At 41.2% G+C, this 23526-nt stretch carries 14 protein-coding genes and 1 pseudogene; 6 read left to right on the top strand and 9 right to left on the bottom strand.

Annotated elements, in window-relative coordinates; all coding sequences use genetic code 11:
- Positions 1–12 precede the first annotated feature (12 nt).
- A complete protein-coding gene (locus UYC_RS37425; RefSeq protein WP_157171200.1) occupies positions 13–150 on the top strand; it encodes a hypothetical protein in 138 nt (45 codons plus the stop codon).
- Between the two features lie 123 nt (positions 151–273).
- On the opposite strand, the gene hisS is transcribed toward UYC_RS37425, so the two are convergent.
- From hisS to UYC_RS0102875, 5 genes are all read right to left on the bottom strand, one after another.
- Entirely contained in the window at positions 274–1662 is a 1389-nt protein-coding gene (hisS, locus tag UYC_RS0102895) for a histidine--tRNA ligase (protein WP_016873139.1), read from the bottom strand.
- A 178-nt stretch (positions 1663–1840) separates the two neighbouring features.
- Positions 1841–2287 carry a DUF3598 family protein gene (locus tag UYC_RS0102890; protein ID WP_016873138.1) on the bottom strand — a complete coding sequence of 149 codons (447 nt, stop codon included), beginning with the start codon at positions 2285–2287 and terminating at the stop codon, positions 1841–1843.
- Between the two features lie 13 nt (positions 2288–2300).
- On the bottom strand, positions 2301–2921 hold the full coding sequence (locus tag UYC_RS0102885) for a hypothetical protein (RefSeq protein WP_016873137.1): 621 nt from the start codon (positions 2919–2921) through the stop codon (positions 2301–2303).
- Complete coding sequence (locus UYC_RS0102880) at positions 2911–4329, bottom strand: aldehyde dehydrogenase family protein (protein WP_016873136.1); 1419 nt, start codon at positions 4327–4329, stop codon at positions 2911–2913. The genes UYC_RS0102885 and UYC_RS0102880 overlap by 11 nt, the downstream gene beginning before the upstream one ends.
- A gap of 102 nt (positions 4330–4431) precedes the next feature.
- Positions 4432–5469 carry a nitrilase-related carbon-nitrogen hydrolase gene (locus tag UYC_RS0102875; RefSeq protein WP_016873135.1) on the bottom strand — a complete coding sequence of 346 codons (1038 nt, stop codon included), beginning with the start codon at positions 5467–5469 and terminating at the stop codon, positions 4432–4434.
- On the opposite strand from UYC_RS0102875, the gene UYC_RS38500 reads away from it, so the two are divergent.
- Together UYC_RS38500 and UYC_RS40145 are read left to right on the top strand one after the other, a co-directional pair.
- Complete coding sequence (locus UYC_RS38500) at positions 5458–5805, top strand: hypothetical protein (protein ID WP_016879233.1); 348 nt, start codon at positions 5458–5460, stop codon at positions 5803–5805. The two genes, UYC_RS0102875 and UYC_RS38500, sit on opposite strands and share 12 nt — an antisense overlap.
- Before the next feature lie 91 nt (positions 5806–5896).
- Positions 5897–6932: pseudogene (locus tag UYC_RS40145) on the top strand (AEC family transporter).
- On the opposite strand, the gene UYC_RS0102860 reads toward UYC_RS40145, so the two are convergent.
- From UYC_RS0102860 to UYC_RS36280, 4 genes are all read right to left on the bottom strand, one after another.
- A complete protein-coding gene (locus tag UYC_RS0102860; RefSeq protein WP_016873132.1) occupies positions 6925–7623 on the bottom strand; it encodes a DevA family ABC transporter ATP-binding protein in 699 nt (232 codons plus the stop codon). The pseudogene UYC_RS40145 and the gene UYC_RS0102860 sit on opposite strands and share 8 nt — an antisense overlap.
- 25 nt (positions 7624–7648) lie before the next feature.
- Positions 7649–8821, bottom strand: a complete 1173-nt coding sequence (gene devC / locus UYC_RS0102855) for an ABC transporter permease DevC (RefSeq protein WP_016873131.1) — start codon at positions 8819–8821, stop codon at positions 7649–7651.
- A 378-nt stretch (positions 8822–9199) separates the two neighbouring features.
- The gene (locus tag UYC_RS0102850) at positions 9200–10444 is read right to left on the bottom strand and encodes an ABC exporter membrane fusion protein (RefSeq protein WP_016873130.1); all 1245 of its coding nucleotides are present in this window, start codon (positions 10442–10444) and stop codon (positions 9200–9202) included.
- Positions 10445–10693: 249 nt separating this feature from the next.
- Positions 10694–11008 (bottom strand): hypothetical protein, encoded by a 315-nt coding sequence (locus UYC_RS36280; RefSeq protein ID WP_071588417.1) that lies wholly within the window; start codon positions 11006–11008, stop codon positions 10694–10696.
- Positions 11009–11997: 989 nt separating this feature from the next.
- Here UYC_RS36280 and UYC_RS0102845 point away from each other — a divergent pair.
- The 3 genes from UYC_RS0102845 (at position 11998) to UYC_RS0102835 (ending at position 23503) form a co-directional block, all read left to right on the top strand.
- Positions 11998–12264, top strand: a complete 267-nt coding sequence (locus UYC_RS0102845) for a hypothetical protein (RefSeq protein WP_016873129.1) — start codon at positions 11998–12000, stop codon at positions 12262–12264.
- Between the two features lie 527 nt (positions 12265–12791).
- Positions 12792–20138 (top strand): type I polyketide synthase, encoded by a 7347-nt coding sequence (locus UYC_RS0102840; protein ID WP_016873128.1) that lies wholly within the window; start codon positions 12792–12794, stop codon positions 20136–20138.
- A gap of 161 nt (positions 20139–20299) precedes the next feature.
- Positions 20300–23503, top strand: coding sequence for a PfaB family protein (locus UYC_RS0102835; RefSeq protein ID WP_016873127.1), 3204 nt, complete (start codon positions 20300–20302; stop codon positions 23501–23503).
- Positions 23504–23526 lie beyond the last annotated feature (23 nt).

Raw genomic sequence — 23526 nt, 5'->3', positions numbered from 1 at the left:
TAGTAATTTGCAATGCGATCGCACTTCCTACGAGTGCTCCGCCCAAGGATGCGATCGCTTTTCTTTTATGTTCATGCAAGCAAAGTTAAGATTTTACAGTTTAGCGTCAAACATTGGGCGATCGCCTATTACCTCGTTTCCAGCTTCTAGCTGGAAATGCCTCTGCTAGCGGCTCTGCCGCCTTGAAAGGCAGAGCCTCCAATCAGCATTCCGAGTCAGAGACTCGGAACGAGAACGAGACAGCACACCTGAACTATATAAATTAATATTTATTTACCCCAGTCTTCGTTTCACTTCCTCTGCCAAATCAACTAAAGAAACTTCTATCTGCTCACCACTTTTCAAATTTTTGAGCGAGGATTTCTGCGCTGCTGCTTCATCAGCACCAATAATCACGCAAAATTGTATTCCCTGTTTATCCGCAAATTGGAATTGTTTACCCAATCCTCGCTTATCAAAGCTAGTGACAACATTAATCCCCGCCTTACGCAAATCTTGAGACACTTTTAAGTAAAGTGGCATCAAATCTTCTTGCATATTTACCACCATCACCTGCGCTGGAGTAGGTGCAAGAGTATTTAAAATTCCAGCTTTGAGCAAGCGACTCATTAGGCGAGTTAAACCAATCGAAATGCCCACACCTGGCATTTTCTCGCCTAAAAATACTCCAACTAATTCTTCATATCTACCACCAGAACAAATACTACCCAAGGCTTCATGCCCTAACAAAGTTGTTTCGTAAACTGTACCTGTATAGTAATCAAGCCCACGAGCGATCGCTAAATCAATACAGAAACGATTTTCAGCTACTCCCAGGTTGCGAACACCTGCAATTACAGTTTCTAGTTCTGTAACGCCCAGACTAAATTGTTCTGCTTCTGGCATGGTTTGGCTGAGGTATTTGAGCTTATCTAATATCTCGTCAACAGTGCCGTTAATTTTAATAAATTCGATGATTTTTTGGGTTTGCTCAGGTGAAATTCCCTCTTTTTCTAACTCTTGCTTAACTTTGTTTTCACCTACTTTTTCTAAAGTATCAATAATGCCAATACAAGATTTAATTTTGCTTGCTTCAACTCCTACAGATTGAAAGAAACCAGTCAGAATTTTGCGATTATTGATGCGAATCACAAAATCACCGATATTGATAGCTTCAAAGATTTCTGTAATAATTGCAGGCATTTGAGCATCGTAGAGCAAGCTCAATTCTCGACGTCCGACTACATCAATATCACACTGGCGAAATTGACGAAAACGCCCATCTTTTGCCCTTTCTCCACGAAATACAACATCCATTTGGTAACGAGCAAAAGGAAATGTCAATTCATTTAAGTGACGGGCAATATATGCAGCTAGAGGAACTGTTTGGTCAAATTTTAAAGCGCGTTCTTCCGAACCTGTTTCTCCTGCTTTATCTTTTTCTGCTTGTCGATTTGGAGGCAAAATGGGGCTAATACCATAAATAATATTATCGCCTTGATTACCCTTTGCTTGTAAAACTTCTAACCGTTCTACTGCCGGAGTTTCAATAGGAGTAAATCCGTAACTTTCAAAAACTCTACGGATAGTATCTAATAAATATACTTCCAGGCGCTTTTCGCCAGGAAGAAATTCGGGGAAACCACTAGGAGTAGAGAAATTTATTTTTTCGCCTTTTGCCATGCCTCTAATCAATTTTGGATTTTAGATTTTGGATTGGGAAGTAGCTGGCGACTGTAAGTCGCTGCTACACAATCAAAGTCCACCTGCGTGGACTAAAAAATTAGGGGTTTCAAAACCTGCGCCAGGCTGGTTTCGTTTGTGTAGACTCGGTTTCTAACCGCCCAATTATAAGGTAACTCTATCGCATCCGTTCCTCTTGAATCAGCGTGCGCTGATAAATTTGATCGTTCTTAAACCACTGCCAAGTGCGGGCGCGATAGTTATTGCAGGGACTAATTTGAATCATTTCATACAAGTACATCCCTGGCATTCCCTTATAAGAAAACCACAAAATAATTGTGGAATCATCAACTTCCCAGGCTTTGCCTTCAATGCGTTCTGTATTAAACCAAAGTGTTTTATCTCGATAGGTACCAGGAAATTTATGTTCTTCTTGTTTCCCGTCAGTCCATTTGTAACGATTGATCTGATAGTAAGAATAGGAACCATCTGTTGGAAATTGGCAAGTTAAGTGAGATTCATGCTTGTCGAGGATTTTTCCTTCTGTATCAACTAGTATGTACGTGCCTACCCAATCTCCTTCATGGCGGGCAAGAACAGGCATCTCCTCTCGGATGGTAGACATGATAACCTTCCTCTCATTTATGGCGATTTGAAAATAACCATACAAGCATGATACCCGTCACTAACCCACTCCCAGCCCAACCAGTACCGTAGGCGATCGCACTTGCGATTCCTGCATTTAGTTTCATTGCTAAAGTTTGACATATGGCAGCACACACGGCAGAACTTACTGCCCCATTTACACATCCTCCTAGAACATTAGCAACAATCCACCAGCCTGCTTGGTTGCTATAGTGACGTAAAATTAACCACTGAGCTATTCCTAACCCAACTGCGGTGACAGGCTCCTTCACAACATTTAACCAAAATACCTCCCCAAGCCCACCTACAGCTAAAAGCATTTCCACAATCGGATCGAGAATTCTTCCCGTTGCGATCCTGACTTGAATACCCAACAACCAACCAAATGTACTAGCTAATATCCACCAATATGCATAGCGAAGATAACGCCGTAGCACGAACCATTGAGCAACTCCAAGAATCGGCCCGGTTAAAATTAATGTTGCTAGAAACTGGAAACCGCTCTCCTCTAACGCGCCAACAATAGCACCGCCAACAGCATTAACCAGTATCCACCATAACAACATTTTCTCCCAACCCTGTCCCCTGTCTCCTGTCCCCATACTACTGAGCATCAAACCACCAAGGATCGGGAATAGATTTGGTTTTGACAAGCAATGCTTTTTTGCGCATAAATCGCGTCAGTGCTGCTGCCCCCATCCGCGATCCACCTAAACCGGAGAATTTGAAGGAATTTTTCTCTCCCTCATATATCAGGGCAGTAAGGGCTGCATCGTTAATACTGATACCTCCTGCATCTATATACTGGGCAACGGCTATAGCTTCTGCTTCGTCTTGTGCAAATACTGCCGCACTCAGTCCATAAATAGTATCGTTTGCTAAATTAATCGCTTCTTCAACGGTGGAAAATGGCATTATAGGCATAATCGGGCCAAATGTCTCTTCGCTCATCACCTTCATTGCATGGTTAACCTCGGTGAGAACTGTCGGGCGACACCACCATCCTCCGCCAGTCTCTTCTACTTTACCGCCACAATGGGCGATCGCTCCTTGTTCCACTGCATCTAACAAATGATCGTTAATAATTGCTGCTTGTCTTTCTGATATGATTGGGCCGATTTCTCCACTTTCAACTGTGGGATAAGCTAATTGCAGGCGTTGGGCTTTGAGGGTTAGTAGTTCGACAAACTCTTCAAAAATAGTTTCTGCAACATAAATTCGCTCAATCGAGAGACATGACTGCCCAGTGTTGACGACAGAACCCCACAATATTGCTGAGGTTGCTAATTCTAAATCTGCTGATTCCAAAACGATCGCCGGATCTTTGCCTCCCAACTCCAAAAAAGCTGGAATGAATAGCTTTGCTGCTTTTTCCCCTACTTTTCTTCCTGTCGCTACACTGCCTGTAAAGCAAACCAAATCGACATTTTCGACGATAGCAGCACCTGTTTCGCCTCCTCCCTCAACGAAAGTCAATACATCCCGTAATTGAGGTACAGCGTTAATTGCTGATAATAGCGGTGTCATAAAGCGGGGAGTAATTTCGCTGGGTTTGACTATTACGGCACAACCCGCCAGCAATGCCGGAATTGTATCAATGGTTGAAAGCAACAGTGGAAAATTCCACGGACTAATTACCCCAACTAAAGGATAAGGAACTGCTGTTTGTTGCAAATCGATAAACGGTATTGATGTGTGTTGTTGGGTTTCTTGCAATAGCTTTGGCGCTAATCTACACCACCTATCGATACTAGAGAGGAACGAGCCAATTTCCAATTCCGAAATTGATAACCTTCCCGTATCAGCCACTAAAGCTTCGGTGAGTTTATCTTGAGTAGAAATGATAGCTTGTTTCCATTGTTTTAAAGTTTCAATTCGTCCTTCTAAACCAAGTTGCTGCCAACTTTTTTGCGATCGCCGCAGGCGGTTGCACAGTTGTGTTAACAGCATCGGGGGCGGAGGTACAATCACGTAGTCATATTTTCCCGTGCGGGGATTGCGAATGTCTATAGGTTTTGTCATTTGTCATTAGTCATTTGTCATTTGTCATTTGCTTCTCCCCTTTTCCCCCTGCCCCTCTGCTCCTTATCCCCTTGTCCTTTTCCCAATCCCCGATCGCCAATCTCAAATAATCCCCAATTGGGCTAAACGCTCGATGGTTAGTTGCTGAGTTTGGATAAAGTGTTTGCGATCTACTTGTTGATTGAGCATGGTGTTTGCAGGGTAAAAGTGTGACTGACTGTAGCTCTGGGCATATAGTTCTAATCGCTGGCGAGAGAGTAAATTATGCAATCCTGGGCGGCGGCGATCGCGTCGTAAGGCAGCCAAATCAATTTCTGCAAAAGCTGCCATACTTTCCCCTGCACCTGTTTCTGCTAAAACTAATCCGCGATGATCGATGATTTTAGAACCACCATCGGTGGAAGCTTCTGGAATAGAGACATTGGCGATGCCAGCAGTGTTAACTGATACTACATATGCCATGTTTTCCACTGCTCGACAGATTTTGGCAGCTTCTTTGGGCGCACGCTCTTTGCCATAAACTTCGGATGTAGAATGTAAAAAAATCTCGGCACCGCGCATTGCTAAACACCGAGCCACTTCTGGATATAAAATTTCTTCTGATGCTAAAGCTGCTAAGTTACCAATTTCCGTCTTAGCTACAGGAAAAACACCATCCAACCCATAGCAGTCAAGATATTTCTCCCAAACATCGTGCGGTGTCGGTGCAAACATGGAATTTAAACGCCGATAGCGCAAGACTACTGTGCCTGATGGGTTGATGACAAAGCAAGTCTGAAAGTACAACCCCGGAAAGTTGGGATCTAATTCATAAGCATTACCAGCAATAAAAATACTATGTTTTTGAGCAATATTACTGAGAGCATCGTACTCTGCCCCCGCCATTTCCAAGCAAGCTTTTTCTGCCCAAGCAGCAATTGACTCTCCCATTGGAAAGCCAGTCAAGAAGTATTCGGGCAAGACGATTAAACGACAGTCGAAGCCAATGAAAGCTATACTAGCAGCGATTTGTTGTCCCAAACGGTTGATAGTATTTTGCATTAAAGAATGGGCTTGTTGGCGATCGCTTGCCTGATTGACTGCATGGCACTTAACTTGAAGGGCTAAGGCACGGTATGAGTCGATGGTGTGATCTCTCATAATGCTTGCATTTCCATAACTCTTGCTGGTAGAACCGATCGCCAGTTAGTTATGTTTTATTATCAGCGCAATCGCTTCTGTACCTACTTATGCTTTTGCAAATGTTTATTATTGTCTGATTGTGCGAGGTTCGGAAGTTGCGATCGCATCAGCCTAGCTGACAAATCCTTGGCAAACAAAATAATTTCTTCTCATTCCCAGCCAACAGCAACCAACAAGGGCAATTTTAATCGCAAAATCGTCAACAAAGCTTTAAAATTTTTATTGTTAATTAGTGTAAATCAGTCAAAGTCAAGTGTGTCCCTATTTCGCCTCAATCCTGAGTATTATTTATGACCATCTCTAGAGTTATGTATCGGGAATTGGGTACTAGGTTCTTAGTCCCAATCCCCAGTCCCTAGTCCCTAATCCCTCCTAGTTCATAACCATGACAGAAACTCTGTTTCATGCCTATATGCCCTTGATTCTATGGACGAGTTTGGGGTTATTTATATGTAGGTTACTGCCTAATTGGCTTCCCCGATTATTGGGTCGCGGTCTTTACTGGATTGGTGTACCATTGGAACTTTTTACACTAGCTCGTCAAACTCAAGTCAGTGAATTTAACAATGGCAATAGCTTACCCTTACTAGCACCAATAGTAACTTTGGGGACACTAGTATTAGGCCTGTTCGTGGCATTTTTGATTTTATCGGTATGGAAAAATTTACCTTCCCAGAAGTTAAACACGGAGACAATAAGACGCTCAGAATTCCTCTCCCCCTCCCCTTGTCTCCCCTTCCCCGTGTCCTCTTCCCAGGCTCTTTCCCCTCAAACCCAAGGTTAGTTTTATACTTGCCGCTGTTTTAGGTAATACTGGTTTTGTCGGTTTAGCGATCGCCCCATTTTTAATTAACTCTGACGCGATGAGCTGGGCTGTACTTTACAGTATCATCCATAATGTCACAGGCCCCTATGGTTTAGGAGTAGTAGTTGCCAGCTACTTCAGTCATTCCCAAAAAGCCTCAAATCGCTGGTGGATGCAACTGCGTGAGGTATTAACCGTACCTTCTGTTTGGGCTTTTGTTTTCGGATGTCTCACCTCTGGGGTGCCACTACCAAAAGTAATTGAATCAGGATTGCAAGACTCTGTTAGCATTATCATTGCCTTAGCATTTCTGCTTACTGGTATCCGTTTAGCCCAACTACAAGGATGGAAAAGTATTAAACTGGGCTTCGTACCTGCTATTATCAAAGCTTGTATCATTCCCTTACTTGTTGGTATTGCTACCACCTTTTTACTCGGATTATCAGGCGATCGGCGTCTAGCAATGGTTTTGATGTCAGGTATGCCTTCGGCTTTTGCTGGTTTAATTTTGGCAGAGGAATATAACCTGGATCGCGATTTAATTGCTAGCAGTATCATCCTCTCTACACTCTTGTTACTCTTAATGCTTCCTGTGTGGATTTTGCTCTTCAGTTAAAATACTCTTCTTTAATCAGCCGACCATCTTCGATGTGAATGATTCGATCTGCTATATCTAAAACTCGGTTATCATGAGTTACCAACAAAATAGCACATTGTTGCTCCTTTGCCAGTTGCTGCATGATTTCTACAACATCTCGACCAGATTTACTATCTAAGGCAGCAGTAGGTTCATCTGCCAAAACTAATTTGGGCTGACTCACCAAAGCACGGGCAATGGCTACCCGTTGTTTTTGCCCTCCCGATAGCTCTGTAGGGTAGTAATTAATTCGATGCCCCAACTTAACAGCATTGAGCATCGCTTCTGATTTGTAGCGAGCTTCTTGATAGGAAATATGTTGGTGGAGTTCAAGGGACATTTGTACATTCTGTCGAGCTGTTAAAAAATCCAGCAAGTTATGAGCCTGAAAAATATAGCCAATGTTGCGGCGAACTTGCACTAATCTTTCATTACTTGCCCCATGTAATTCCCAATCCAAAAATTTCAGGCTTCCTTCTTGAACAGAACGCAAACCGCCAATCAAAGTTAGTAAAGTTGTTTTTCCCGAACCTGATGGCCCCGATAAAATCACAATTTCTCCAGATTTTATGACTAAATTAATGTCAAATAAAATCTGGTTTCGTAATGAGTTTTGACCAAAGTAGTGATTGATATTTCTAACAGAAACAACAACTTCTTGTTGAAACATGGATTTCGTAATTCATTTAATTAAACTAGAAAATATCAGCTGGGTCTACTACCCGTAGTTTATTAGTTGATAAAAATGCAGAAGTTAAGCACATCAATAGTGTGGAAATTAATACTATTAATGCCTTATCATAGCTCATCAAAACTGGTAACTTAGTAGCATTTTTTGCCATATTATAGAGAATTGTAGATATAGCTATACCAGGAATGTAACCTAAGATTGCCAAAATAAAGGCTTGTTGAAAAACAATACCTAGTAAGTATTTATTTTTAAATCCCATCGCTTTTAATGTTGCATATTCAGCTAAGTGGCTGGATATATTACTATAAAGTATTTGATATACAACCACTACTCCAACTACAAAACCCATAATTACCATCAAATTAAAGATAAATCCAATTGGTGTTCTGACACTCCAATAATTTCTTTCAAAATCAATAAAGCCTTCACGTGTCAAAACCCTTACATCCTTGGGTAAGTGTGCTGATAGCATTGTTAAAACTTTTTGGCGATCGGCACCAGGTTTGAGAGTAAGTATGCCTATATCTATATAACCAGCAGAACGATCTTGAAATAGCCTCATGAGCGTTGAGTAACTAATCATTAAATTGCCATCAACACCAAAGGAAGGCCCAAGCTTGAATAAACCAGCGACTTTAACTTTATAACCAATTATCGAATTGTATCCAAATATTTCCACACTAACGGGTTCTTGTTGCGCAAATTTTTCCGCAATTGGGCCAAATTCTGGTCGCGCAGCACTGTCAAATAAAACTACGTTAGGACGTCTGAGAAGATTTAGATTTTCATTCACTTCTGGCAAGTTAAAAATAGATCTTGACGGGTCAAAACCAAGCACATAAATTGGAAATTTACGACCATTAACCGGGTTTTTGAGTTTAGCAAATTGAACGTATAAAGAATTGACTGATTCTACATCATCAAAACCTAATGCTTGATATAAGCGAATCCGCGGAAAGCTTTGATTAGAAGTCAAAGATTTATATTGGGAACTGATTAAAAATAAGTCCCCTTTTAGGTTTTTTTGCACTTGTGTGGCACTTGCATAAAGAGCATCTTGAAAGCCAATTTGCATGAACATCAAAACAGCGACAAAAGCAATACCAGCTAAAGCCACTAGAAAGCGAATTCTTTGGCGAGCTAGTTGTAGCCAAGCTACTGGTATCTTTATAGTCATTTTTTTAACCTCAAAACTGAGATTGCATTCTCAATCTCTGGGTATTAAGTAGTCGTGCAAAATAAATTATCGAGTCAGACAAGGGAACAGGGAAGAAATATAGCGATTTCCCTTCTAGCTTGAAAATAAGGCAGAGGGCAGGAGTCAAATGGCAGAAGGGGTAAGATTTTCATGGCAAGGTTTGTGCCAAAACCGGGCGTGAATGGCTGAGTTGAAAGTCGGGAACAAGGAACAGTAAGAATTCCACTTTCATTCTTGGCGATGAAACAATTCCCATCGGGACTGTCTTGGAAATGGGTATGAGGGTGCAAGGGTGTAGGGGAAAGAATCCTCTTTCATAGTTGGTGGTGTACGAAGTTCATAGGGACTGGCTTCTGCCTACTGCCTATTGTCTCCTGGCTTCTGACTTCTGTTATGTTGCTGAGGCTGCTCAAGATGAATCAGTACTTCTACTTGTAAGTTGGTAAGCCCTGCAACTCGCTCATTATCTTCTGGATTATTAATACGGAGTTTGACCTCAACTACTTTATTATCTGTGTCTGCTCCTGGATTGTTGCTGAAAATATTTTGTTGAGTAACTTGTAAACCTATATCTGCTACTGTTCCTTGGATTTTCCCTGAGAAGGCATCGCTAGTAATAGTTGCCAGTTGACCTAAATGTACTTTTTTGATGTCGGCTTCATAGACTTCTGCTACCACATACATCTGATTTGTACGACCGATCTGAGCAATTCCTTGATTGCCGATCACCTCTCCAGGCCAAGTATAAATTCTTAATATTTGACCATCAATAGGCGATCGCACCACACTTAAATCGAGATCTGCCTGAGCCTGTGCAACTGCTGCTTTTGCACTCTCAACGTCGGCTTGCGCTGCTTGCACATCTGTAGGACGAACTTCAGCAATACTTGCCAGCCTGGCTCTAGCTTCAACTAACTGCTTTTGCAGAGTTTCGGTGGTTCGGTTTTTCACAGCTTTTGCTTCATTAAGCTGTTCTTGGATAGTTTCCATCCGCAAACGCCTAGTATCTGCATCAGAAGCTGAAATCGCTCCTTGTTGGTACAACATCTGATAACGCCGATTCTCGCTTTGGGCATTACGCAATTCTGCTTCTAAGCGAGCTATGGTTGCACTTTGGGCAGATATTTCTCCAGCTAACTGAGCTTCCAAACGAGCAATTGTCGCCTTTTGTGCATAGATGTCTCCTGCTTTCGCCCCTGCCTTCACCTGATTGAGGCTAGCTTGAGCAACTTGAACTTGTTTTTTAGCCTGCTCTAGGGCTGCAAGACGAACATAGAAAGTATCAAGTAGCGCAACTGGTTGCCCCTTACGCACCTTGTTTCCTTTCTCAACCAAAAGTCGTGCAACTCGGACACCACCTTGAGAATTGGGAGCAGACAGACTAATCACTTCTCCTTGAGGTTCTAAACGCCCAAGTGCAGCAACAGCAGTGATGGCAGGAGAAGTAACTGGGGTATCTGAAGTGTTGTCTACCGACTTAGGCAAAAATCTGAAAAGGCCATAGAGAGAAACTGTACCGATACCTACAGCCATAGCGATCGCTAAAAGTATAGGCAGCCGATTTGCGGGAATCGTTATTGGTTGCCTTTCTTTATGCACCATAATTATATTTTCCCAATAATTGATACTGCCTTCTCTCAATTATTTTGTTAATTAGAGAGAGACAAATGGTAATAGCTCCGCTCTACACCACATGGATATAGAAAGTAAACTGGATAGAATTTACAGATAATTTCCACTTTGAATTTTTGGAAGTATCAGAGGATGGATTCTAGCAAAAATATCCATCACTCTGTACTAGTGGGAGCCATTTCGTAATTTCTGCCTTCAAAGATATGCTTCTCTACTAATTTAGGATACCTCTTTTTTTCTCTTCACAATGTCTAAGTATTCACTACGAGTTCCATCGATTCGATAATGGTCGCAGATTTGGCAAAGTTTTAAGAGATCTAATCGGCTAAATACTTTTTGATGCTCAATACCGTTGTCGTTTCTCCACCTCCAAAAAGTCGTTCTGTCAATACGGCGATTGTTTTCAGGCCACCGTCGTCGTGATAAAAAATCTATTAGTTCTTGTTCATAAAAGCAGTAGCCTTTTGGTAACTTGAGGAGCTCTTCTCTTAAATTAGATAGCGGTATGAGTGGATCTAAATCAGATAGTCTCATGCCAGCAACTCCGTTTATTTTCATGGAAATTTAATTGGGTGAAAGCGGAATGCGACAAGGTGTAATTATAATTCTTGATGAAGCTATAAGAAGTTTTGATGAATGATATAAAGTGAAATTATGTTTACATTCTTCTGACCTCTACTTTGCTACTCAAGGGCTACGAAGTACCATTTTTATTCACTTGTTTATTCATTTTTATCTAACCATCTACCATAGTCTGAGTGATACTCATTTGCAACTGATATGCAACATATTAAATCTAAATAGAAATCGAATTTCAAATTTAATTATTAAACAATCTGTTGTAGAAAAATTTTGTTATTAAAATCACAACATCCTTACTTTTAATTGACAATGTAATTTTCTCATCTATCTTATTGCAGATATTTGAATCTTCTTGTTCTAAAATTAATAATAACAGCAAAAATGTAAATTCTTAATGATATAGAAGATAACCGCAAGTCCAAAGCACCACATAGATGCATCTCTATAAAAAAACTGTATTGCACTCAATTGATAACCGCTATTCCTTATACCCAAGCATTATAAGAGCATTATAAGAGCGTTATAAGAGCCTTATAAGACCTTATAGGTCGATAAAAAATTACAAATATCTACTTTTTGACAGATGGTAAAACTGAATAGATTGAGTAGTGATTCAACTTTATAATTTTACAAAAGAATAATAGTCTCAATTCTTATACCTTCATCGAAACAAATCCATCAGACGATATTTAGAATATCTGTCCAGAAATTTAAATTAAGTTAAACTCCTAATTGAAAAACTCTTTTCAAGAATTTCCCGATCGTTCTAAAACACGGAGAGAACTAAAGCTAGGATAAGTATACAAACAGAAGAGGTGCAATTTGTATGCAACTTTGGTAAGCATACTTATGGGTATGATGAAAATAAGTGATATAAGTACAAACGTTTACACACTATAGAAAATTTTGCATACTACAGAATAATGAAGCTACAGCGATTCATGCTCTCATTGCCAAATTTTGATAACCAACGGCTAATTTTTCATGCAGCCCGCCAAACAGTACGTAAAGCTGAGATGGCACGCCTTGCCGTACATGAATGGCTCAATCAGCACGATTCTGAACTTGAAGAATGGAAAGCCAAATCAGCTTCTGAACTTGGAATTAGTATTAGTGAATTTGAAAAGCAGCTCTTAGAAGCTGCTAATCTCCAGACTAAATCGAGGACTAGAGAAGATGATACTAATTCAGAATCAAATCCTGACTAAGTTGGTAGTACAAAGTCTAACTCTTAAATCAGAGAGTATCTGTAAAAATAGAGTAAAGCATTAATATGCTTGATTTTTGCATATTGCTGCCTCAAACAAGCCACTAATTATCAGTGCTCATCCTCTCAATACTTAAGCTCTATTAAGTTTTTGTTTATAGATATCCTCTAGTCATGACAGGTGTAGACATATCAATTTGATTTGAACTTACTTTCTAAAATCTATTCAATCAACGTTGCGTCAGAGTTGCATATGAGTTGTAATCAGGAATTAACCAGTCATAAAATAAGCAGCGAAAGTAAGGAATGCAATTAGTCTAAATACAAAGAGTCTAATTATTTTTTCTCGATGAAGCTATTCCCAGCTAAAGCTGCTTAATAACTAATTTAGCTGCCTTGGAGAAATACTCAATTGTATTGTTCTGTAAAAAAAAGTGTTTCTTCACTAACTACAATTTCAATTTTGTTTGCACAAAGGGAGAAAATTTGGTAACTCCCGACATTTCACAAAAATAATCAGATCGAGTCATGACTGCTTCTTGGATTGAAGCTACCTTGGCACAGTTGCAAGACGAAGTAAGCAATTGTGAAAAAGCCTTGCACAAGCTTATAAAGGTGAAAAAAAATATGTCCGCACAAGCGATGTCCGCGCAAGCGACAGAAACTAAAAAAATTAATAGACGACTGCAACATACTCCCGTTGCCATTGTTGGAATGGCTTCTATCTTCCCAGAATCTAAAAATTTACAAGAATATTGGGAAAAAATTATTCGCAAAGTTGATTGTATTACCGATGTTCCTCCATCGCGCTGGAGCATTGATGATTACTACGATCCCAATCCTAAAGCACCTGACAAAACTTATTGCAAACGCGGTGGATTCATCCCCGAAATCGAATTTAATCCGATGGAGTTTGGGCTTCCTCCCAATGTTCTGGAAGTTACAGATGTTTCGCAATTGCTAGGTTTAGTTGTTGCTAAAGCAGCAATGGAAGATGCGGGCTACGGTGAAAAAAGCCAGTTTAATCGAGAGCGTACTGGAGTGATTTTGGGTGTAGCCCTGGCAAGACAGCTAGCAATGCCATTGGCTACTAGACTAGAGTATCCGATCTGGGAAAAAGCCCTCAAAAGTAGTGGTTTATCTGATGAGGATACACAAAAAATTATCGAGAAAATCAAAAGTGCATATGTGCGGTGGGAAGAAAATGCTTTTCCCGGTATGCTTGCCAACATAGTTGCTGGACGAATTGCCAATCGTCTAGATTTAGGAGGAATGAACTGTGTAGTGGATGCCGCCTGTGCCAGTTCCTTAGGAGCACTGGCAATGTCAATCAGCGAACTAGTTGAGTATCGAGCCGACATGATGCTGACAGGCGGAGTTGACACCGACAACTCGATTGTCGCCTATATGTGTTTCAGCAAAACACCTGCTGTCTCCCCAAGCCAGAATCCAAAACCTTTTGATGCCGAATCTGATGGGATGATGTTGGCTGAGGGGATTGGGATGCTGGTACTAAAGCGTCTTGAAGACGCCGTTAGAGATAACGATCGCATCTATGCAGTTATTAAAGGTATTGGCACCTCTAGTGATGGGCGCTATAAAAGCATCTATGCACCTCGTCCAGAGGGACAAGTTAGAGCCTTGCTGCGTGCCTATGAAGATGCAGGAATTTCACCTACAAGTGTCGGTTTGATTGAAGCACATGGCACGGGTACTATGGTTGGAGATCCTGCCGAAGTTACAGCTCTTAAAGAAGTTTTTGGCGCAAACAATCCAAAAAAACAGCATATTGCACTCGGTAGTGTTAAATCGCAGATTGGACATACAAAAGCTGCCGCAGGAGCAGCTAGTCTGATTAAAACAGCATTAGCTCTGCACCACAAAGTATTGCCACCAACGATAAACGTTACTAAACCGCACCCGAAACTCGATCTTGAAAACTCACCGTTGTATTTGAATACAGAAACCAGACCTTGGATTTGCCCCAATGCAGAAACACCAAGACGTGCTGGAGTGAGTTCTTTTGGCTTTGGTGGCACTAATTATCACATCGTCTTAGAAGAATATTCCAGCGAACACGATCGCCCTTATCGTTTACACAAAACTCTCCAATCAATATTTATATTTGCGCCTACACCAGAGCAGCTATTATCACGTTGTGAAGAAATACTGCGTAAATTGCAATCCGAAGAGAAAGAACAGAACTATGAACTACTGATTGCAGCGTGTCAATCATTAGAAATTCCTGTCACTGATGCCAGAGTTGGATTTGTTGCCGATTCTTTAACAGATGCTTGCAAGCTACTGCAAACAAGTATTAAATTGCTCAAAGATAAGCCACAAACTCCATCTTGGGAGCATCCCCAAGGAATTTACTACCGCAAATCTGGGATCGCAACTGCCGGGAAAGTAGTAGCTCTATTTTCTGGGCAAGGCTCTCAATATCTGGAAATGGGTCGAGAACTTGCAATTAACTTCCCTTGCTTGCGACAGAGTTATAGTTGCATGGATAATCTTTTCTGTAAAGATGGGTTGCAGCCCCTTTCAGAAATAGTTTTTCCTCCCCCTGTATTCGAGCCAGCTCAAAGACAGGCACAGGTTGAAGCATTACAGCAGACAGAATATGCCCAGCCAGCAATCGGAGCTTTTAGTGTTGCTCTATACAAAATATTGCAACAGGGAGGGTTCAAGCCAGATTTTGCGATCGGACACAGCTTTGGAGAATTGACTGCTCTGTGGGCTGCTGGTGTTCTCAGTGAGGAAGATTACTTTTTCTTGGTAAAAGCCAGAGGACAAGCTATGGCTGCACCAAACGATCCTGAGTTTGATGCGGGAGCTATGCTGGCTGTCAAAGGAGATGTCAGCCAAGTTGAAGAAGTAGTCAAGAATTTTCCTTTAGTCACCATTGCTAACTTGAATTCTCCTCGTCAAGTTGTGTTGGCAGGGGCGAAAGCTGAAATCGCCAAAATTCAGGAAGAACTGAATAATCGCGCTTTCTCTACCGTTCTACTATCGGTTTCGGCAGCTTTTCATACTCCACTGGTAGCCCATGCACAGAAACCCTTTGCCCAAGCAATTGAGAAAGTCAGTTTCAACCAGCCACAAATCCCTGTTTACACAAATGTGACAGGAGAACGCTACCCAAGTGAACCCCAAGCCATTCAAAAAATCCTCAAACAACACCTGATTAATCAGGTACTTTTCAAGCAAGAGATTGAGAATATCTACGCTGAAGGCGGTTATTACTTCATTGAATTTGGGCCTAAAAGTATTCTCACCAACTTGGTGAAAGATATCCTTGCAGAAAAACCCCATTTAACTGTGGCTTTGAATGGCACTCAGCAAAAAGATAGCGATCGCTGTCTTCGAGAAGCTGTTGTGCAGTTACGCGTTGCTGGATTGCCTTTAAAAAATCCCGATCCCTATCAAATTGAGTACCAAACACCAGAAGTAGCCAAAAATAAGCTCTTAAATGTTTGGTTAAATGGCAGTAACTACCTGTCAGAAAAAACCAAACAAGCTTTTGCAAAAGCTCTGCAAAATGGGCATCAAGTCAGTATTGCATATGCAAAAGATAATTTCTCTACTCTGCCTGTCTTAAACATAGACAAGGCACCCATCCCCTTGTATATGAATTCAGAAAACCGCCAGCCCGTACTAGTTGCAAACGGTAGTAAATCAGCAGAATCTTCTAGCAAGAAAACTTACCAAAATGGGCATCGAGTCACTTTTGCACATCCAAAAGATAATTCCTTTGAGGTGGATATCCCATCTAATCTTGCTGTTAAAAACACCCCCCAATATGTAAATACAGAAAACAGCAAACCCACATTAGCTACAAACGGTAATAAACCAGAAAAGTCTTCTGAGATGATGAAATCTTCTCAAGCAACTTCTCAACCAGAGCCTCAAAATTATCAGCTAGTTTTAGACAGCTTAGAATACACTTTGATAGAATTCAATCGCCATCAACGTGATATTCTGCGTGTCCACGAACAATCTTTACAGCATCAAACGGAATATACTAAAACCTTCTTCCAATTGATGCAGCAGCAGAATTCCTTACTCAAAAATAGCCAATCTGCTCTTCCACAGACAGAAAATAAACATATAGGACTCTCCTACGCTGAACGCAGCATCATGCGATTTCACGAGCATCAAGGTGAAACCCTGCGCGTTCATGAGCAATATCTAAATCATCAGACAGAACAAACTAAAAACTTTTTCCAATTACTCCAGCAACAGTACGATCTGTTGCTTGCAAACACGGGCAATAAAAGGGAACAGAAAATAGATAAACATCCTGCAGTTCTGCCATCAGAGGAAACATCTAGTTCTGTTGTTGGTGTACCTACTAAAGAGTTAGTAACTAGCTTTGAAGGTATTTCAACTAATGGCGTTCATCATGATGCAAACAACGATGTAAAGTTAGTAACTACCTTTGAAGGTGTTACAACTAACGGCGTTCATCACGATATAAACAACGATGTAAAGCTAGTAACTAGCTCTGAAGATGTTACAACTAATGGTGTTCATTCTGATGTCAGTAATGGCACAAAACCAGTTACAATAACAACCTTTGATAACTCTATCCTGCCATCTTTAGATGCGCCTTCATCACCAACAACAATTGATGAAGCCACCCTTAGTCAGACTCTACTAAACGTTGTTAGCGATAAGACAGGCTATCCAATCGAGATGTTGGAACTGTCGATGGATATTGAGGCTGATTTAGGAATTGATTCAATCAAACGGGTTGAAATTTTGGGAGCGCTCTTAGAGTTATATCCAGATTTGCCCAAGCCGAATCCAGAAGAACTGGGACAACTACGTACCCTTGGCCAAATCGTAGAGTATATGTGGACTCTTGTACCAGCAATTGCTCAAATTGAGTCTGCAACTACGAAGACAACACAAGAAGCTACTTTGGATGAGGCAAAGACAAGCGAAGGTAGCAACGCAGTTTTAGAAGATGCGGAGAGGGAAAATATACACCTAGCTTCTTCCTCGCCAGTTCCCACCATTGCCATTACTCCAGAAGAACCAGCTTCCTCAGTTCCTGCCATTGCCATTACTCCAGAAGAATCGGTTTCCCCAGTTCCATCCCTTGACTTAAATAATCTCAGTCAAATTCTGCTCAATATTGTCAGTGAGAAAACAGGCTACCCAGTCGAGATGCTAGAACTCTCGATGGATATGGAGGCAGACTTGGGAATTGATTCGATCAAACGAGTTGAAATTCTGGGAGCGCTTTTGGAGCTATGCCCAGATTTACCCAAGCCAAATCCGGAAGAGCTCGGAGAATTACGTACTCTTGGTCAAATTGTTGACTACATGAAACAACAGGCTAATCTGCTGGAAAAAAAAACACTTCCAGCCGAGCCTTGCAACCAGCCATCTGAGCTAGATTGTAAGATTCTTCGCAGTCCAGTCAAACTCAAATTTCTTCCCGAACCTGATGTTTTAGATTTTACATTGCCTGATAAGCATATTGCCCTGCTTACTGATGATGGCTCCCTCACTACCTCAGAACTAGCTCTTGCTCTTTATGAACGCGGTTGGAAAGTGGTTGTCTTGAGTTTTCCCCAAACCTTAATTGCAAAACAGTTGCCTTTACCAGAAGGAATAAATCGCGTGGTGTTGGCTTCTTTAAGCGAAGACAATTTGAAAAATCAGTTAGAAGCGATCGCTGCTGAGTATGGTTCAATTGCCGCATTCATCCACCTCAATCCTGCAAGTCATGACAATACCAGTAATGACATCCGTTATCTAGAAACTGAGAAAGCCCTACTCCGCCAAGTCTTTCTGATTGCCAAACATCTTAAAGAACCACTCAATCAAGCTGCAACTAAGGGGCGTAGCTGCTTCCTTACCGTTGCTCGTCTTGATGGTGAGTTCGGACTAGGGCAGAAAACCAACTTTGGTGCCATTGGTAGTGGACTGTTTGGGTTAACTAAAACCTTGAATCAAGAATGGGAACCCGTATTTTGCCGAGCGCTAGATCTCAGCCCCGATTTGGATACTCAAGCATCAGTACGGTATATCCTCGCCGAACTCTACGATCCCAATCGTTTAATTGCAGAAGTTGGATACAGTTTGCAAGGACGAACGACGCTGGTGTGTGAAGAGGGGACTAGGGAATACCCAATCCCCAATCCCCGATCCCCAATCCCCGATCCCCAATCCCAAGTATTTCTCGTCAGCGGTGGTGCAAAAGGGATAACAGCTCAATGCGCTATTCAACTAGCACGACATTATCAATGCAAATTTATTCTGCTTGGACGTTCTCCTGTAGATCCTGAACCTGTATGGGCTGAAGGCTGCTTCAATGAAGGGGAATTGAAAAAGCGGATTATGGATGATTTTGTAGCCAAAGGGGACAAGCCTACACCTGCAATGGTGCAGAAAAAGTATAAGGCTATTGCATCCAGGCGAGAAATTGACACAACACTACGAGCAATTGAGCAGGCAGGTGGACAAGCAGAATATCTGAGCGTGGATATAACTGATGCAACACTGCTCCAAGAGCAAGTTAATACTGTAGTAGAACGTTTGGGAACAGTAACAGGAATTATTCACGGAGCTGGCAATTTAGCAGACAAACGAATTGAAAACAAATCAGAACGGGATTTTGAAACGGTTTACGCCGCCAAAGTTAAAGGATTAGAAAATCTGCTGCGCTGTGTGTCGTCCAATCAACTGAATTATTTAGTCCTGTTTTCCTCTGTAGTAGGTTTTTATGGGAATATTGGTCAGTCAGATTATGCGATCGCCAACGAAATTCTCAACAAGTCAGCCCATCTAGTTAAACGCAATTATCCCAATTGTCACGTAGTTGCGATTAATTGGGGGCCTTGGGAAAGTGGCATGGTAACTCCAGAGTTAAAGAAAGCTTTTGCCGAACGAGGTATTGAGACTATTCCTATAGAAGTTGGAACTCAAATGTTGGTTAACGAACTAACACAAAGCAACCAACAAACTGTGCAAGTAGTAATTGGTAGTCCCCTCACATACAAACCCAAGTCATTTAATCCTGAGTTACAAAAATTTCGCATCCAGAGGCGATTAAAATTAGCAGCCAACCCATTTTTACAAGATCATGTGATTGCTGGTCACCCAGTTTTACCTGCCACTTGTGCCTTATCATGGATTGCAAGTACCTGCGAACAACTTTATCCCGGTTATAAATCATTTAGTTGTCTAAACTATAAGGTTTTGAAGGGAATAGTGTTTGATGAAAATCTTGCCAGTGAATACACGATAGATTTACAAGAGATTGCTAAAAACGATGCAGATGAGATAGAGCTTGATGCTAAAATCTGGAGCCAGAATCGAGAAGGAAAAATCCGCTATCATTTTAGCAGCCAAGTAAAGCTTAAACGTCAAATTCCAGTTACCCCTAATTATGATTCCTTGAATTTACAACAGCAAGAAATCATCTTTGGTTCCAGTAACTCACTTTATCAAAATGGATCAATGAGCTTGTTTCACGGCCCTTATTTCCAGGGCGTAAAAACTATCTTAAATGCCAGCCCTGATCAAGTAACTATAGAATGTGTTTTACCAAACCTAGAAGAAAGACAACAAGGGCAATTTCCAGTAATAACATTTAATCCCTATATTGCGGATGTTCAAATTCATTCACTGTGGATTTGGACGCAATATTTCCATCGAGAAGGTTGTTTACCTTCGGAAATCAAAACTTTTGAACAGTTCGCACCCATTCCATTTGATGAAAAGTTTTATGTTTCCTGTGAAGTAAAGTCAAAAACAGAGTCATCTGTGATTGCTGATGTTTATGCACATGACTTGAAAGGAAAAATATATACTCGCATGATAGGAGCAAAAGGAACTATTCTATCTACGAAAAGGTGATAAGGGATAGGGGAAAGGGGACAGATCAATTAAAAATTAAAAAGTAAAAATTTTGCTCGATTGCATTTTTAATTTTCTAGCTCCCACTCCCCCTCCCCCCACTCCTTTCAGGAGTAGGCACGAGTTTCTCAAAATATGCGTTGGTACGAGGAGATTAAGTAATGGGTATAAGTGAACAAGGCAAAAATCCCAAGATAGCAATTGTTGGTATGGATTGCTTTTTGGGAGGCTGCAAGGGATTAGATGCTTTTGAGCGCAGTGTTTATGAAGGAACCCAACACTTTATAGATGTTCCTCCCCAACGATGGCAAGCAGTAGAAAAGCAAGAGTATTTGCTAAAAAACTATGGCTTTGAAAGCAGCAATACACCCCAAGGTGCATACATAAAAGATTTTGAAATAGATTTTTCAGATTTTCAATTAGCACCTGAGACGACAGACAAATTAAATCCTCAAGAATTGTTGATGCTCAAGGTAGCCGATCGCGCCCTGAAAGATGCAAAACTCAACCGAGGGAGCAGAGTCGGAGTTGTGATTGTTGTGTCAGCAAAACTTTCTGTTCGTCTGATTAAACAAGAAGCGAAAGACAGTATTGCCAATTTATGTAGTATTTCCAATTTATGGAATTTTGCTGGCCCTTCATTCACACTTACTGCCGAACAAAATTCTGTCTTCAAAGCTTTAGAAGTGGCACAAAAGCTACTTTCTATTAAAGAAGTAGATGCTGTTGTTGTCGGTGCTGTCGAGCTTGCTGGGAGCAGTGCTAGTGTTTTAGCACGAAATCAAATGGCAAAAGTCAACACCGGCGTTAATACTCTCAGCTACGATCGCGATGCTAATGGCTGGATGGTAGGTGAAGGTGCAGCTGCGGTGGTGTTAAAGCTCCACGAAACGGCACAAAAAGATAGCGATCGCATTTATGGGGTGATTGACGCCCTCAATATCTTAAAACAAGATTCCACCTCCAACACACTCCCTGAGGAGGCAGCAGTAACGCAAGTTTGCCATCAAGCTTTTGACTCAGCAGGTATCAAGCCCACAGACATCGGCTATTTAGAAGTTTTCGGCAGTGGAGTTCCCCAGCAAGATGAATCAGAAATTAAAGGTTTGCTCCAGGCTTATCGAACTTGCGAACCCAAGCTGACTTGTGCCCTTGGCAGTGTTAAAGCCAATATTGGTCATACCTACACTGCATCAGGAATTGTCAGTTTAATTAAAACTGCGCTCTGCTTGTATCATCGCTACATCCCCGGTGTACCCCAGTGGACTGCTCCCAAAATGCCCGAACTGTGGCAGAATACCCCTTTTTATGTAGCTACCGAATCAAAACCGTGGTTTTTAGAACAAGGAGCTACTAAAAGAATCGCTGCCATAAATAGTATGGAGATGGATGGTAGCTACGCGCATTTAATTTTGTCAGAGGAGGCAACTCAAAAAGAACGCAGCAGTAGATATTTAGAGCAAACGCCTTTCTATCTTTTCCCACTTGCTGGTGATGATTGCCCAACCTTATTAGAGCAGATCCACGCTTTAGAACAAACAATCGCAATTTCCCCTTCCCTATCCACTGCCGCAAGCCTTACCTTTGCAGGCTTTCAACAGCGTCAAAATGCTGCTTACACAGTGGTAATTGTTGGACGCAACCACGATGAATTGACGCGAGAAATTCAGCGTGCTCTCAAGGGTGTTGCCGATGCTTTTGATACAGGTAAAGACTGGCAAACTCCTGTAGGTAGTTATTTTACGTCCAAACCACTGGGTAAAAAAGGTACTGTTGCATTTGTTTACCCTGGTGCTTACAGTTCTTATATTGGAATTGCCCGTAACCTCTTTCGCTTGTTTCCCAAAATTCACGACGATCCAATTATCAAAAGCGTTTACAGTCGTGTCGCCAATATAGAGAAAATCCTTTATCCCCGCAGCCTGAACAAATTATCAAAAAGGCAATTGGAAGCCCTAGAACAGCGATTAATAGACGATCCAGTTGCAATGCTCGAATCTGAAATGGGTGTTGCCGGATTGTTGAGTGCAATACTGAGGAATTACTTCCAACTGCAGCCTGATTGTGCATTGGGGTATAGCTTGGGCGAAACTAGCATGATGCTTGCTCAGGGCGTTTGGACTCATTTTCATGAAGGCAGTCAAAGCTTGAACTCTTCTACTCTATTTAAAACAGAGTTATCGGGGCCTAAAAATGCAGTTCGTAGGTTTTGGGAATTGCCCCAAATCCAGGATGGAGAAAGCTCGGAGTTTTGGAGTACCTACATTCTCATGTGTCCGGTATCCCTTGTTCAAGAGGCTCTCAAACATGAAAACCACGTTTACTTGATTCTCATTAATACTCCACAAGAAGTGGCGATCGCTGGCGATATCCAAGCCTGTCAGAGAGTAATTGAAACTCTAAATTGCGATGCTTTTCGTGCTCCTTTCAATCATGTCATTCATTGCGAGGCAATACGTTCTGAGTACGATGAACTCGTTAAAATAAATACCTTACCTGTCCAAAACGTACCAAATACTGTTTTTTATTCCGCAGCAGAATACAAACCCATTACCCTCGACAGTAATTCTATCGGTCACAGTATTGCCAAAGTTCTTGTTCAACAGCTTGATTTTCCTCGGTTAATTAACCGCGTCTGGGAAGATGGTGCCAAAATATTTATCGAAGTAGGTGCTGGTGGTAACTGTTCGAGATGGATTAGCGGAACCCTCAAGCAAAAAGAACACATCGCAATTTCTCTCAATAAAAGAGGGATAGACGAATATATTTCTATTATTCGAGCGTTGGCAAAGCTCGTCAGTCATCGCGTAAACATGGATTTGTCATCACTGTATTCTCAAGTTCAAGACATTTCCAGAAAAGATGAGTCAAGAGTTAAAACTATAACTTTGTGTGAAAGCAAATTTAACTTCACACTCTTACATGAAGAAGACCAGGAAATTTTCCCATCTACAACTTCTGATTCTCTGATTAATAGTACTAATAAACAACCAGATACATTAGTTGATTTGAAGGGATTTGAATACACTAACTCTTCTTTTCTTCAAAGTGCTGTAAAAAAGTTTGAATCTGTAGGAAAACCACAAAATTACGAATTGACTACGCAAAATGGAGAGTTTCAAATCCTTCCTAATCATAGTTCAAAAAATGATAACTTGATTCATGAAACTCAAATGCTAAACTTACGTGATGCTCTATATCAAAAGCTGAGTGAAAATAGCTCCCACGCTACTAGAACTCATCATGATTTTTTGCAAGCTAGGCAAGAATCGCTGTATCAAATCAGTGCAATCATTCAGCTTCAATTAAATTGTTTACAGCATATTTTTGAAAAAAGATCCTCCAATTCAGGGAATGAAAAATAATAATCGCGATTTCCTGAAAATAT

The sequence above is a fragment of the Chlorogloeopsis fritschii PCC 6912 genome (assembly GCF_000317285.1).
Lineage (GTDB): Bacteria > Cyanobacteriota > Cyanobacteriia > Cyanobacteriales > Nostocaceae > Chlorogloeopsis > Chlorogloeopsis fritschii.
The sequence above is the reverse complement of the archived record's forward strand: the minus strand, read 5'-3'. Positions and strand labels throughout refer to the sequence as shown.